The following is a 13,005-nucleotide window of genomic DNA, read 5'->3' on the forward strand; positions in this document are numbered from 1 at the left end:
CGGTCCTCACCGTGCCGCGACCAGGCTTCGAACGATCGTCACAGCTTCTTGAGGCGGTCACCGGAAACCTCGCAGATCCTGCAGGCGTACCTAGATCAGCGGCTGGGAGCCGATGGAGCAAGGAAACACGATCATGCGCAGGACGAATTGGGCAATTCTGGCGTTCGCGGCGCTCGGAACGAGCTGGATTGTCGGTTCCGCGTCGCCTGCGGCGGCCGATCCCTATGAGTATCCCTGGTGCATCCAGGGCCGGCAGGAGGGATATCCCGGCTATTGCGGCTACCAGACCTACCAGCAGTGCCAGGCATCCGCGTCGGGCCGCGACGCCTATTGCGGCATCAATCCGCGCGTCGCGTTCAGCCAGCAGCGGGTGGCGCCGCGGGCATTCCGCTGAGCGGTGCGAGGAGGTCGGGCCAAGCGACCGTCGGGCACGATGGTTGCATAGCTGACGGTCGGATCATTTTTTTTGCCTTGGAGCGAATATGGGCGAGATCATCAGGTTCATCTCGAAGTCCGAACGCGAGCGCGCGCGGCTGATCCGCGAGGCGCGTGCGAACTATGAGCGCATCTTTCCATCGGCCGATCCGGCTGATGCGCAAGGCGCCGCAGACGAGGGCAGCGGCAGCGAGGCGTCGTCGAAGCCGTAGCGCCGGTAATGCGCGCAAGGGGAGGCGGAGCGGCGATGTGGCAGCGTTTGTGGCAGACTTGGACGATCGACAAGCCGGCCGTGCTTGGCGATTGGCTGTGGCAGATCCTGGTCGTTGAGCTCGCCGCCTTGCTCGATCGGCTGACGTTGCGGAAGCTGATCGCGCTGATTCCGGTTGCGATCGTGATCGGCGCCTATTGGCACCGGATTCCGCTTCCTCCCGAGCTGATGCTGGTCGGCGATGTGCTGGCCTATATCGACATCTTCTCGATGATCTTCCTGATCGGCTTCTTTACCCGCGTTGCAACGGTTGTGGCCGTCGTCAGACAGGCCATTGGTCTCGTCCGCGCCGCGATGCGGCATGTGCCGATGGCGCTGCACAGATTTGGCGTTCGTCACCGTCGTGCCAAGGACAGCACGCGCCGCAGGCGGCTCACGCATGCGAAGACAGATGACGATGGCGCCGCCGGCATGGCAGGCCTGGCTTGGGCCTAGTCGGACGCGATTTGGCGATGACGAACGCTATCGCGGCTGTCCGGCCTGCTGATCGCCGTCATCCGCCTCGAGCCGGGCCGGGCTGCGCGCGGAAGCACCGTCCTGGCTCCGCCGGTGCGAACTGGAGAGGTCGGTCGCACCGTGCTGGGATCGATGAAACGCGATACCCATCTGGAAACTCCAGACGCCGAACAGCAGCGCGCCTGCCACACAGGCCGCCACGAAAGCCCAATCGCGTTTCCTCATCGGTCCAACAAAGCCAATTCGCTACGGCATCAACCGCGTGCGTTCCAGGGCTCGCCAAGCGAGACCGCCGCATTGTGAGACGATTGCACGCGCTTGTCGATCCGCGCAGCTCACCTCGCATCGGTCACGCAGCGGTGATCATCAAATCATGCGTCCAGAAACACTCCGACCAGATTGCCCGGCCCCCGCAACAAACTTGCCAAACTTTCACTAGGGCGCTGGCGCACTGAGTTCGAAAATGCAGGACCCGATCGGACAATTCGCCAATGACCGAACTTGAGGAGCTCAGATATTTCGAGCATCAGTGCCTGGAGATGGCGGAGCAATCCACGCTGCCGGATGCCCGCCGCGCGCTCCAGATCCTGGCGCGCAACTACGCCGCCGCGGCCGAAATCGTCGAACGGCGCGCGCAATCCGCCAACACTGCGCTCGCGCAGCTGTTTCGATGCTTGAGGCTGTGACCGGTTGAGGGCGTGACGAGGCCGCCGCGCGCGCCGGTCACGACGATCGATCCCGTTGGCGGCGCGGATGCGGTCTGCCCGTAACGCAGCCGGCTTCAGGACGCCTCGGTCCACCGTCGTCCGCATCGAAGTGCTTGAACACATCGGGCGACGCTGCCATCAGATTGCGCGATCCCGGCGGCATGGCGCCGTCGGTAGTCGGAAGGCGAGGTGCTGCGATGTTCTCGCTGACTTTTCTGGGAACGTCGGCAAGCGTGCCGTCTCCCGAGCGCAACCACCCGGGCATCCTCGTCGAGGCAGCCGGCAGTCGTATTCTGGTCGATTGCGGCGAGGGAACGCAGCGCCAGCTGCTGCGGAGTGGCGCCGGCTTTCGACGGCTTGATCATCTGCTGTTGACCCACGGGCATTTCGATCATGTGCTCGGCATCCCCGGGCTGTTTTCGACCCTCCGGTTGCGGCAAAGTTCGGATGCGATGACAATTCATGCCGGACCCGGTACGCTCGATGTCGTCGTCCGGATGCTGGCAGGCCTATGGGGCGAGGGCAGAGCGCCGATCCCGCTTGATCTGGTGCCGTTGAGCGAGGGGCAGGTCCTCGATGCCGGCGAATTCACCATCGATTGCTTTCCGGTCCGCCACCGGGATACGGACAGCTTCGCCTTCTCCTTTCAGAGCGCGGTGCGCCGGCATCTGCTCCCGGACCGGCTTCTGGCGCTGCGCGTGCCTGATGGGCCGGTTCGTCGGGAACTCGCGGAGGGGCGGCAGGTGAAGCTGGACGATGGTCGCACCATCGATCCGGAGCATGTGCTTGGCCCGGCCCAGGGGCGAAAGAAGCTCGTCATTGTCGGTGATGCTGAAACAACCGACGGGCTGGCCGAACACGCCAGGGACGCCGACGTGCTGGTGATCGAAGCGACGTTTCTCGAGCGCGACGCGGCTATCGCGCGCGACTACGGACACTTGACTGCCAGCGAAGCCGCCGCGCTCGCGGCGCGGAGCGGGGTCAAGCAACTCGTGCTCACCCACATCTCCGGCCGCTACCCGGATGAGGACATTCTGGCGGAGGCGACGAGAATTTTCCCGAACAGCCGGATAGCCATCGACTTCGATCGCATCGCAATCTGAGCGGCGGCCGCCACGGTCCCGGTGGAGGAACGTGTCGAGGGTGTCTGTGAAAGCGTGCCGGTGCGGTACCAGCAACGCTTCACCGGCGGGGCTGAATGCCGATACGAGTTGTCGGGCCAAGCTGCATGTTATCGTCGTAGCCCGAGCACCGCAGGCGGATAGTTTGGCAACGCGCCGCCCCAGAGTGTCTGTAGAAGGCGCTTGGGGCGATCGGCGATTGAATTTACGATGTCCATTCGCTTGTCCATGCCGAAAAACAAGCGAAGCGTCGTTCTCGATGCACGAGGGACCGGCACCTCACCTTGAAGGCAGGCGATAAGATGCCGACGAGTTACGCGGGCCGAATTGAAGCGAGATCGCTGTCTCTGTCCCTATACTTAAATCGCTCGCGCCCGAACGTCATAAACGGCTTCTCGATCAATAGCCAGAGAGCGAGTGACGCCAGGACAGAAGAAGCGAGCGATATTGCCGAAACATATTGGCCAACAACGCCAATCGCGAGAAAAAGACATAACCGGTGGGTCAGGTAGAGCGAATACGCACCAAGGCCTAACCAACAAAGGGGGGACAGCACATTTGGGACGCTCCTTCTTCCGGTCACGACAAGCAAGAGCACAACAAAGAATAGGAGCGGCGCGGCGCTATAACCCAGGTACTGCATCAAGGGGCTTCGCCCACTTACCTGCTGCCACGAAATCAGCCACGTCATGACAATCAGCGGCACTGTTAGAAGCATCGCTCCAACGTACAGCTCTCGTCGATGTTCATTCAGCCAGCAAATGCTCTGGCGGTTACGGATCAGGCAAGCCGCCAATACTCCGAGGAACAATCCGTCCATTCGTGCGGGCAGGAGAAAGTACGCCGGAGCAGTATCGCCATATGCATGATTGAGCATCACCCTAGCGATTGGGGCGGCGCAGATTAGTCCAACAATCAAGTGGAGTAGTCGGCCAGTTGGCCAATATCGAACGATTGCCGGCAGGATTAGGTAGAATTGCTCTTCAACCGCCAACAACCACGTGATGACGGTCAGCGGATTGCCAACTCGGCCATCCGCCCAAAGAAAATTCTGTGAGAAAGTGAGAAAGGGAAATAGCGGCTCGCCGATCAAATTGCAGATCGGGATGACCAAGAGCAGATACAATGGAAGGATGCGAAGCGCGCGCCGCGCATAGAAAACCTCGAAGTAGTTCTGCTTATACCGATTGTCGATCAGGATGCCTCCGAGCAGAAAGCCTGACAGCACAAAGAAGAGATCCACGCCGCACGCGCTAAGGACAAACAGTTTAGCGAACAGGCTATCGTGGTGCACCTCGACGATGAGGTGTCTGATCAACACCAAGCCAATCGCAACGCCCCTGATCGCATCTAGCCCAGAGCTGTGCTTCATCTCGCCCATCGAAATCATTTGCTTTAAAAAAGCACATGATAATAGGGTTACTCGCTCGGATTCAATATCTGCGAATGGCGCCGCCGCACCTGCAAGCGTGATTGCCGCTCATTGCTGATCGGGATGGGAGTTCTCAGCACGCCGTTTGGCAATGCGAGTGTCCATGGCGACCGTCACGGCTTACACTCTGAAGCACGAGGAGTGCGCAATAAGTTCGGTGAACGACAGCGAATGGAGGCATCCTAGACGGGCACTTTGTTTCGCTGCTTATGCGCCTGCCCGTTCGAAGGCTTGGTCCAGCGCTCGGAGCGCGACAGGCCGCATCAAGGCATAACCCGCGACATTGGGATGGACGCCATCAGGCATGATCGCCGCCTTTCTGGCGTCATTGATCTCTCCGAATGCAGCTCGATAGTCGGCAAATATATATCCCCGCATTCTTGCGGTATCCTCGATCCAGGCATTCATGCGCCGGATCCAAGGTTTGGGATCGACTTCTGGCGCCCATGCGAACAGGTCGTAATCGGCATAGTTGCCGAGGATCACACGCAGGTTGTGCGCATCAGCAAGGGTCAGCATCGCCAGCACGTTGTTTTGATAGTCGCGAAAGGTCGTCGGGCCGGTATTGCCGGCAATGTCATTGCAGCCGCACAGAATGTGAACCACTTTGGGCCTGAGTGCGACGACGTCTGCCATGAAACGCAGCAGTATCTGAGGCGTGGTCTGCCCAGCGATGCCACGCCCGACGATCCCGTTCGAGAACAACTCAAAATCGACGTGGGGCCATGCTTCGGTCAGAGAATCCCCGATAAACACCGCGCGCAACGGCGCCGCTATCGCCGCATTGCTGTCTCGGTATTGGCCGAGATTCGGCCAGTCGCGAGCAAAGCTAATCTCATGCTCGGTTCGACGGCTGTCCGTTCCACTTAGATGCTCGACCATGCCGATTGGGCTCATCACGCAAGCTTCAATGATTTGCTCGATAGTTATCTTGTGCTCATGTCCGCCTTGGAGCCGTCTAGTGGCCGGCCTGCTGTGCTGCGTTCGGCCATTGCCTCTGCCGTCGCAATAATGCGTCGCCGTGCCGTCCGATCCTTGATCGAGCGAAATGTTCGCAGCAGTCGAAATATCTCTGCGGCGTCCCGAGCAAGCTTCTCTTTCGTCAAAGAAAAATCTCGACTACGGATGATTGGTCAGCTTGCGCCCGCGATGAGGAGCAAGTTGTTGATCACAGGCGTTGAGCAAAAAGCCACCACCAGTGCTGTGTTGAAGATGCTCTTGCTGCGCCAAAGCAGCGCCATGATGACGAAGGTCAAACCGAGCTTCGGGATCAGCCACCATGCACCGAGCCACGTTTGAGCCAAATGCATGAACGGGTTGGCCTCGCCGAAACCCATTTCTAAAATCTTGTTAGTTGTCGCGAGATCAGCACACCCTAGTAGCAGGACGGAAAGCACCAAAACCAGCTTTGCGAAATTCATTTCAGCCTCTCGGTCTCGACCGCCGGACTGTGAAAGCCCTACAGTTAAGGTCAATTCCTTAATCGTTGGTTCCACCACGAGGATACAGCTGGAAGCAGCTCGACATTTTCCGAAGGCTCCTCTTATCGCTAGCCTAGCCACCACATCGAAGGCGGATTCAAAACGGAAACCTTGTTGGTTCGCAATGCCACCAAGTGGCTGCGCTTGAAGGGCTGGCCTTGCCGCTGACGAAGCCGCCGCGCTCGCGGCGCGGAGCGGGGTCAAGCAACTCGTGCTCACCCACATCTCCGGCCGCTACCCGGATGAGGACATTCTGACGGAGGCGATGAGGATTTTCCCGAACAGCCGGATAGCCGCCGACTTCGATCGCATCGCGATCTGAGTGCAGCGGCCTCCACGATCCCGGTGGCCGAACGCTGTCGAGGCTGTCTGTGAAAGCGTGCCAGTGCCGTACCAGCAACGCTTCATTAACCCAACTCACGCAACGTCGTCCCAGGCCGTCTGGATGGGCCGCTAGCAGAAGGCCGCCACGAGTGACTACGTGGCGGCCTTTCGCGTCTCACAGTGCCAAGGGAGACGACCGATGGACTACGGCGCCTTCACCGACGCCAGCCTGAAGATGATGTACGAAGCCGTCCGCGGTGCGCTCAGAGCCGACGACGAATTCGAGGCGGCCGGCGAAGAGCCAAAATTCCGCGTCCGCGCGACGCCCGAGTGGAAGCGGCATGCCGGCAGCCTCGAGGCCGAGATGCTGAAGCGAGGGCTGCAGCTCGACATTATCGACTGGACAGGCGGCCAGGGCGAACTGCCGTTATCTTGACGGCCGAACTCCAGCCGCGTTCCGAATGTTCGCTCCGAATTGTGCGCTGAACGGCGCGCTTGCGCCGTCATGCCTCGCGCTCCACCCCTCGGCGCGGGGGTGACCTTTCTGAGGCGGGCGGCTTTCGATGTGCCTTGAGCTGTTCCCCGATCGTTCCCTTTCAACGACAACTCTGGCCCGATCAGAACGTCCAGTGGCCAAGGCTGAAATCCCGCAGGGGCCTAATTTGCTCCATCGATGCGCCGCCATTTTGCCGCGCCTCGTTCGCTTTGCCCAACTCTGTTCATATACCTTACGAGGTAACACAGATGTCATCTGTTCGCGGTTTGTGTCGCCACCAATCGGGGTACTCGATCCAGCTTTGCCTACGGCTCGGGCTTCAGGGCGTCCGTCAATGCCTGCTTGATGTGTTCGGCCTGTTCCTTCGTCAGCTTCTCGGCGAAGTGGCCGTCTTTCTTCAACTGCGCTGGCCCCTTGAGCTCGCGATCATAAACCATCCAGTCGGTGCTTCCTCTCCGAACGACAAACCTTGACTGTAGGGGCGCTGCGTATCTCAACGATGCCTCCCAATAAATCCAGCTGCTCGTCTCCAAAAGACACATCCGGCGGCAGCTTGTTCCGAACCGGGACACTGAAATTTCCTGCGCCACCTAAAGAGCAAGGCTCATGCCGGAATACACGCGCCGCCAACCGGTCCGGAGAACCGCAGGCAGGCTCGACGCAGGCGACGCCGAACGTGGACTGCGACAGGGAGAGCAACGAGCCGTTGGCGTCCGAATGCGTCTGGTCCGAGCATTGGGATTGGAGTTCTGACCGTCCCGAAAATTTACGCCGCCGGGCCCGAAATGAGTTGTCCCGGCGGCGCCCTGTTCTTCCAGCCTCTGGGCCCTGAAATCCCCAGCGCCGAAAACCTACTAAAGATCACGCCGAACAACTGTGGCTTGGTTCACACAAAATTAAGAAGAGGGGCCGGTGCCAGGGCCCGGGCCGGCTTCCAAACACCACGAGAGCGATGTCACTGCCGCACGGAAATTTCGCGAATGTTTGGGAGGCTGACTACTTGGCTCAAAATGTATGAGCGGCCCGAGACATGGGCGACGGTCCGTACCGGACACATGGGTTACACTTTCCGCTTCCGTTCTGCGGGAGGTGTGGTTGCCGCGCAAAGCGAGTTCGGTGATGGAAGAGCGCCTTAGCTTTGTCGCCCATCTGCTGGACGGCGAGGCCATGACGGACGTCTGCCGGGAGTGATGCTGTGCTCCACCGTGTCCTACGAGTTGTTCGGCGATATTCCAGCAGGTGACCCGTAGGCATCGTGATCAGCGATTACGCTGCAACTTCCGTCCTCTCGGAAGAACAGGCCATTGCCTGCGACTTCCTTCCACCAACCCCGGCCAGTCCGAGATCGACGCATACTCACCACGCCAAAGCGCCACGCGCTCATATCACCCTGGAATGGTTGCTCGGAGAACAAATCTTGATATCCCGGCACAGGCCAGGTGTGATCCAGCACGTCCCACTCCGTGAGATTGCCTTCAAGCCAGGCATCGAAGTGATCCCTGATTTTCGTTCCCGGAGGATTCGGAAACAGAGCATTGATGTACGCTGTTCCGTCCGCATCCAACCTCGTGGGAAGAGCCTCGACGACCCTCCGCAGAAGCTCAGTGCCTTCTATTCCACCGCTCCAAAAATTATCGCTCGCCTTGGCGGCAGTGTCCGGTGCGTAAGGAGGGTTACATACCAGCAGATCACATGTCCCGTCGATCGAATCGAAGAGATCGCTTGTAACGAAATCGATGTTGCTCTTTTCGTTTAGCGCTGCATTGAAGTTGGAGAAGGCGATGGCGCGTGGACTGACGTCTGCGCCCACTACTGTCGCAGAATGGTCGCTTGCCAGAATAGCGTGCACTCCGGAGCCTGTTCCGAGATCAATGGCGCGCCTGCGGGGGATCCGCTTCACAAAGCCGCCGAGCATAAAGCTCTCTCCCCACAACCACATGACTTGATTGATTGCGGTATTCTTCTCTGCTTGGTCGGTGACCAGGTATTTCCCATAACATGGGAACAAACAGAAGTTCGACTGCAACAAGTCGCCGTTTTTTTCAACCAATCTCATTTCGAGGGCCGCATCGACAAAGAACGACGAAATCTGCTTCGCGATAACGTCTGCGCTCACCTGCTGGCCATCGATGAAGAGCGTAATGAGATTGTCGATCGGATCGCTCTTCCGAGGAGTCCAGGACATTCGCATTCTTTGCCAGAAATTGACGCCGAGGCGAGGAAGGACCTCAAGACGTTCGGCACAGCTTGCGAGGTCGTAACCGCAGTTCCGGAACTCCTTAACGAAGCGGCTCATGCGTTCACGCTGTGCCGGGATTATCGGCAGCGGAACTTCCCTGGAAACTGTCGGCAGGAGCGCTCTTGTCCCGTCCTCGCGCTCGATCGGCAGGGAGTCGGCCGGACCGCTCTTCGGCGTCTCCGCCTGCCGAAGCCAGGCGAGCAGTTCTTGCTTTCGGTCGGCCAGTGTCGCGCGTAACTCTGCGTCAAGCGCGCCAGCGGGGGCGCTGCACTTGAGGCGGTCCCCTTCAACCCATACTCTGACGTTCCGGTCGCGGAGAACCGATAGAAGCGTGGCCGTTTCCATTTGAGATCGTCCTCGGGTGCTTCGCCTTGGAATGGGCGCCCGACCTTGGAGGAGCCGGGCAGATGCCATCCCAAGCTTCTTTCGGCACCTGGTCAATCATCCGCATGGCGAGAACACCCAACGCCGTCCGCTTGAAATGCATGCGGGCGGCGCCGACCTAGCGCCGGGGGAAGTGCAAATTCCCGATGGATATTGCGACGTGCGAAACGCCAAGGGCTCGTGGCCTTAGCCCCACTAGATGAGGTACTCCGAACGTATGGGACAGCCCAGGCGAACAGGTCTTTCCCAGACGGGAGCGTCCGCGCGAACGTCCCGCTCTCGTGATATTCAAGCCAGCTTTTTCCGATTGCATGCTGGAGCCCAGTCCACTCGGCCGGCGTTGCCTTGTCCCGGTAGAGCATTGGGGGCGCTGATCTTCTCGATGTAAATTCGGCCGCCTGGATCGGCTCGAATGCTCTCGCGTGCTCCATCAAGCGTCGGGCGGCTTTGCCTGTACCGCAAGCGGATCGACATCTCCACCGTGCTGGTCGGCCAACAACTCGGCATCGAGGAAGTCGACGACGGCATTTTGCTCGTCAGCTTCATGCACGATGATTTGGGATACTTCGACCTGGAGCAGAAAACCTTGCAACCCCTCGACAACCCGTTCGGCACGAGGCTGTCACCCATGTCTTAGGTACGACCTGTTACCCATGTCGCCGGGCTGGACAAAGAATTTGTTTGGTGAGCGCGGAGGGACTCGAACCCTCGACCCCATGATTAAAAGACAGCCGTCTCGCCAGTAAGATCAATCTCCATTCCGACATTACCACCTTTCGGCCCCCCATTGAGCCGAAAGGAAAATTTGCGCATGTCGGAACGAAAAGGATCTGTTGGTACAGCTAGGGTAATCCCATTCCCAATCACGCGGCGACACTCGTTCATCGAGCGCCAAGCTTGCCGTGCCGCCGAACTCAGCCCGGACGCAGGCGAACGACATATCCGGAACCAGGTACAGATCCAGGTAGACGCAATGCGCCGGCGCGGCATTGGCGAGGACCTGATCGCCCGTGAAGCGCGGTGCATGGAGACAGCCATCCGGGCTGCGCTGTGGCGTACCGTCATTGATGCCCCCAGGGGAGGCCGCTGATGGCCAGGGAACGCCGTACGAGCATTGGCGGGCAATTTGCTCCTCGTCGCATCGATATGCTGCGCTCGCCGGCCTATCGCGCCCTGAGCCTGTCTGCCCGGCGTGTGCTCGATCGTTTGGAGATCGAGCTGGCCGACCATGGCGGTACAGATAACGGCAACTTGCCATGCACTTACCAGGACTTCGTCGACTATGGCATTCACCGCGAGGCGATCTATCCCGCAATCCGGGAGACCGTCGCCTTGGGGTTTGTCGAAGTCACGCAACAAGGCGTGGCCGGCGGTCCGGACTATCGCAAGCCAACGAAATTTCGGCTCACCTATCGTCACGCTAGGGGCGTGCGTGGGGACGGCACGCACGAATGGATGAAAATAACGACGGACGAAGAGGCCGCCGCCGTCGCCGCTGCTGCTCGGAAAGAGCGTCCGCCGAAAAAGCAAAATCAAACGTACGGAAATCGGCACATCTCGGTACGGGAAACGTACTCAGAACCGGCGTCCAAAGGTACGGAAACCAGTACCACTACGCATAGTACGGAAACCGGGGGTACTCTCGATATTTCGGGTAGGGGACGCAGTGTTGCCTAAGCGCTCCTCACCATGGTCCTCCGATGCTCGACCCGCCGGTATCGGGACCTGCGCGGCTCCGTTCAGCGCTGATCGGGACGGCTTACGCGACGTCGGCCGACGGATGGCTACCCCCCGGGCGAATTCCCGACGAATGGGTAGGGCGAGGACCGCTCAGGACCGCATTCGCACCATTCGCGCGCGCGGAGAAAAATCACAGAAAATGCCAAAGGAGCAGAAATTGGCTAAGGCCAGCAAGCGAACCACGAAACGCAAAAAGGGCAGGCCGACCCGGCGCGAAGCCAGCAAAAAGGCGCTGCGCGGTGTCGACCTAGCGACGATCGATCCACGGCAAGTTTTGCTCGAGATCGCCGGCGACCGCTCGGCACCCGCGACGGCCAGGCTGCAGGCCGCGCGCGCATTGTTGAACGGGACCGCGGAGCCGCAGCGACCGAGGCTGCCGGAGGACCAGGAAACCAACCCGGTCGCAAGGCGCGCTTTGCGCATTTTGAACGGAGGCAGGGCATGACTGACAGCGAAGACGCAATCCCGACAGTCGGAACCTATCGACACGTCGGCTTGCATGACCAGCAGTCCGAAGCGCGTCTCGCCGTGGTCCGTGCAGCGATCGATGCAGTGTTTGCGACGTCGTCGGATCCCAAGAGATTGCTGAAGATTTGCGCTGATCCCACCTGGCCGCCGGAGTCGCGCTTGCTGGCCGCCGCACTGCTCGAGGCCATGCTGCAGATCGCGGCGGATGAGCGGAAGGTCCGCCCCGATATTGATCTTGCCTACGTTCGTGCGTGTGTCGCCGGCGTCAATTCCGTGCGCTGGAGGGACCCACGGCATTACGCGTCACTGCTTGACCGCGCGCATACGGGGCCGGGACAGGAAGGACCGGTGCTCCGCGAAGTGCCGCTTCGCTGAGCGCGAGGGAGGCAGTCCTTTGCTGATGGATCGCGACGTCTTCAGGCAGTTCATCGAGATGGTGTTGCAGCACCTGAACGATGAGGATTGTCTCGCCATTGCCGACGAACTGCGCAAGCGCAGCTTGCTTCGGCAGCATGTCCGCTTGCTGCGGGCATACCGGCAAAGCTGGTACCACGAGCTCAGCGACCGCGCCGCGGCCCGGCAGATCGAGCAAGATCTCGCACGCGCTGCGGCGAGCCCGCTCAGCGTGCGGGTGATGCCGAGCATCTCGGACCCGAAACAGGCCGAAGCCTTCGAGATCCTGACATCCGGCCCGCGGCTGGGGTTCGAGCGGCTCCGCCAAATCCTACGTGGGTAAAAATCGCGGGTTTGCTTTACCCACCAAATCACTGAAACCCGAATCACGCCCCCAAGGATAGCCGCGCGGTCGCGATGGTGATCCGAAACCGGGGCGGTGATGAGGGGTACCGATGGGCGCTGCTACCAAAACCAAGCCTGCCCCGCCGGCGGCCGCAGCTACATCGACTCCCGACGGATACCAGGCGGCGCTGGCCGAATGGAAGTCGATCGATGGCCGACTGCGAGATCTGACCCGCTCTATCGAGCGGCTCGAGCACGCGATGTGGTTTGCGTCGGTTCAGGAAATTCCCGAGCGAGCGAAGCATATCGCCGCCGAGGTGACTGGCCTGATTCTGTCATGCCGGCGAAGCCCGCTCCGTGCGGCCGCCGATCTCGAGAGCCTCCGCTTCGACTTGTCTGAACTCCGGCCAAAGCATACCGCCGCGAGAGAGCGATATCTCATTGCGCGGAGTCAAGAAGCCGTTCGCGTCGCGGAGACCTTCCGGGCCCGGCACGGCGACGCGGTCCAGGCCATCATCGACGCCGTCGAGTCCCTCGCGGAAGCGCTCAAGGCAGAACGGCTGGTTCGCGCAGAATACGCGGCCGTTTCGCCCGAGCCGACATCGTGCCTCTTGCCGAACGTCAGCGATGATCTCGCCGAGGCCGACCTCGCGAAATGGGACAGCGCAGCAGCGCGCTGGGCTCGCCGAATTCGATCTCTCCGGAGCTGATCA

General features: G+C 60.4%; 18 protein-coding genes and 2 pseudogenes. 14 read left to right on the top strand and 6 right to left on the bottom strand.

Going from position 1 to position 13,005, the window contains the following annotated elements; genetic code table 11:
• The first annotated feature begins 133 nt into the window (after window positions 1-133).
• The 3 genes from RX327_RS19930 to RX327_RS19940 all read left to right on the top strand — a co-directional run bounded on the left by RX327_RS19930 (window position 134) and on the right by RX327_RS19940 (window position 1,141).
• Complete coding sequence (locus tag RX327_RS19930; protein WP_028332076.1) at window positions 134-394, top strand: DUF3551 domain-containing protein; 261 nt, start codon at window positions 134-136, stop codon at window positions 392-394.
• An 88-nt stretch (window positions 395-482) separates the two neighbouring features.
• Window positions 483-647 carry a hypothetical protein gene (locus tag RX327_RS19935; protein ID WP_016846117.1) on the top strand — a complete coding sequence of 55 codons (165 nt, stop codon included), beginning with the start codon at window positions 483-485 and terminating at the stop codon, window positions 645-647.
• Between the two features lie 35 nt (window positions 648-682).
• Complete coding sequence (locus RX327_RS19940; RefSeq protein ID WP_050384375.1) at window positions 683-1,141, top strand: hypothetical protein; 459 nt, start codon at window positions 683-685, stop codon at window positions 1,139-1,141.
• A gap of 27 nt (window positions 1,142-1,168) precedes the next feature.
• Here the strand turns inward: RX327_RS19940 and RX327_RS19945 are convergent, their stop codons facing one another.
• Window positions 1,169-1,387, bottom strand: coding sequence for a hypothetical protein (locus RX327_RS19945; protein ID WP_050384377.1), 219 nt, complete (start codon window positions 1,385-1,387; stop codon window positions 1,169-1,171).
• A 266-nt stretch (window positions 1,388-1,653) separates the two neighbouring features.
• Here RX327_RS19945 and RX327_RS19950 point away from each other — a divergent pair, with 266 nt between their 5' ends.
• The gene (locus tag RX327_RS19950) at window positions 1,654-1,848 is read left to right on the top strand and encodes a hypothetical protein (protein ID WP_016846119.1); all 195 of its coding nucleotides are present in this window, start codon (window positions 1,654-1,656) and stop codon (window positions 1,846-1,848) included.
• 218 nt (window positions 1,849-2,066) lie between these two features.
• Window positions 2,067-2,972: a ribonuclease Z gene (locus tag RX327_RS19955; protein WP_050384378.1), complete on the top strand. Its 906-nt coding sequence runs from the start codon at window positions 2,067-2,069 to the stop codon at window positions 2,970-2,972.
• 331 nt (window positions 2,973-3,303) lie between these two features.
• On the opposite strand, the gene RX327_RS19960 is transcribed toward RX327_RS19955, so the two are convergent.
• From RX327_RS19960 to RX327_RS19970, 3 genes are all read right to left on the bottom strand, one after another.
• Window positions 3,304-4,371, bottom strand: coding sequence for an acyltransferase (locus RX327_RS19960; protein ID WP_317246878.1), 1,068 nt, complete (start codon window positions 4,369-4,371; stop codon window positions 3,304-3,306).
• Window positions 4,372-4,629: 258 nt separating this feature from the next.
• A complete protein-coding gene (locus RX327_RS19965; RefSeq protein WP_317246879.1) occupies window positions 4,630-5,319 on the bottom strand; it encodes a GDSL-type esterase/lipase family protein in 690 nt (229 codons plus the stop codon).
• A 236-nt stretch (window positions 5,320-5,555) separates the two neighbouring features.
• Window positions 5,556-5,843 carry a DUF5658 family protein gene (locus tag RX327_RS19970; protein WP_193395206.1) on the bottom strand — a complete coding sequence of 96 codons (288 nt, stop codon included), beginning with the start codon at window positions 5,841-5,843 and terminating at the stop codon, window positions 5,556-5,558.
• A 217-nt stretch (window positions 5,844-6,060) separates the two neighbouring features.
• Here RX327_RS19970 and RX327_RS19975 point away from each other — a divergent pair.
• Window positions 6,061-6,225: pseudogene (locus tag RX327_RS19975) on the top strand (ribonuclease Z); the annotation flags it as partial.
• 201 nt (window positions 6,226-6,426) lie between these two features.
• Entirely contained in the window at window positions 6,427-6,663 is a 237-nt protein-coding gene (locus RX327_RS19980) for a hypothetical protein (RefSeq protein ID WP_050384381.1), read from the top strand.
• 365 nt (window positions 6,664-7,028) lie between these two features.
• Here RX327_RS19980 and RX327_RS19985 read toward each other — a convergent pair whose 3' ends face one another.
• The gene (locus tag RX327_RS19985) at window positions 7,029-7,160 is read right to left on the bottom strand and encodes a hypothetical protein (protein WP_256438746.1); all 132 of its coding nucleotides are present in this window, start codon (window positions 7,158-7,160) and stop codon (window positions 7,029-7,031) included.
• A gap of 773 nt (window positions 7,161-7,933) precedes the next feature.
• Window positions 7,934-9,307 (bottom strand): methyltransferase, encoded by a 1,374-nt coding sequence (locus RX327_RS19990; RefSeq protein ID WP_317246880.1) that lies wholly within the window; start codon window positions 9,305-9,307, stop codon window positions 7,934-7,936.
• 469 nt (window positions 9,308-9,776) lie between these two features.
• Here RX327_RS19990 and RX327_RS19995 point away from each other — a divergent pair.
• From RX327_RS19995 to RX327_RS20020, 7 genes and pseudogenes are all read left to right on the top strand, one after another.
• Window positions 9,777-9,983 (top strand): annotated as a pseudogene (locus RX327_RS19995) (hypothetical protein); the annotation flags it as partial.
• Window positions 9,984-10,157: 174 nt separating this feature from the next.
• Entirely contained in the window at window positions 10,158-10,436 is a 279-nt protein-coding gene (locus RX327_RS39285) for a DUF6074 family protein (RefSeq protein ID WP_410712066.1), read from the top strand.
• Window positions 10,436-11,023 carry a hypothetical protein gene (locus RX327_RS20000; protein WP_317246881.1) on the top strand — a complete coding sequence of 196 codons (588 nt, stop codon included), beginning with the start codon at window positions 10,436-10,438 and terminating at the stop codon, window positions 11,021-11,023. The genes RX327_RS39285 and RX327_RS20000 overlap by 1 nt, the downstream gene beginning before the upstream one ends.
• Window positions 11,024-11,243: 220 nt before the next feature.
• Window positions 11,244-11,531 (top strand): hypothetical protein, encoded by a 288-nt coding sequence (locus tag RX327_RS20005; protein WP_317246882.1) that lies wholly within the window; start codon window positions 11,244-11,246, stop codon window positions 11,529-11,531.
• Complete coding sequence (locus RX327_RS20010; protein WP_317246883.1) at window positions 11,528-11,929, top strand: hypothetical protein; 402 nt, start codon at window positions 11,528-11,530, stop codon at window positions 11,927-11,929. The genes RX327_RS20005 and RX327_RS20010 overlap by 4 nt, the downstream gene beginning before the upstream one ends.
• Window positions 11,930-11,954: 25 nt before the next feature.
• Window positions 11,955-12,290: a hypothetical protein gene (locus tag RX327_RS20015; RefSeq protein WP_317246884.1), complete on the top strand. Its 336-nt coding sequence runs from the start codon at window positions 11,955-11,957 to the stop codon at window positions 12,288-12,290.
• 112 nt (window positions 12,291-12,402) lie between these two features.
• Window positions 12,403-13,002 carry a hypothetical protein gene (locus RX327_RS20020; RefSeq protein ID WP_317246885.1) on the top strand — a complete coding sequence of 200 codons (600 nt, stop codon included), beginning with the start codon at window positions 12,403-12,405 and terminating at the stop codon, window positions 13,000-13,002.
• The last annotated feature ends 3 nt before the right edge of the window (window positions 13,003-13,005 follow it).

The organism is Bradyrhizobium sp. BEA-2-5, assembly GCF_032918025.1.
In the GTDB taxonomy this organism is placed as follows: domain Bacteria; phylum Pseudomonadota; class Alphaproteobacteria; order Rhizobiales; family Xanthobacteraceae; genus Bradyrhizobium; species Bradyrhizobium pachyrhizi.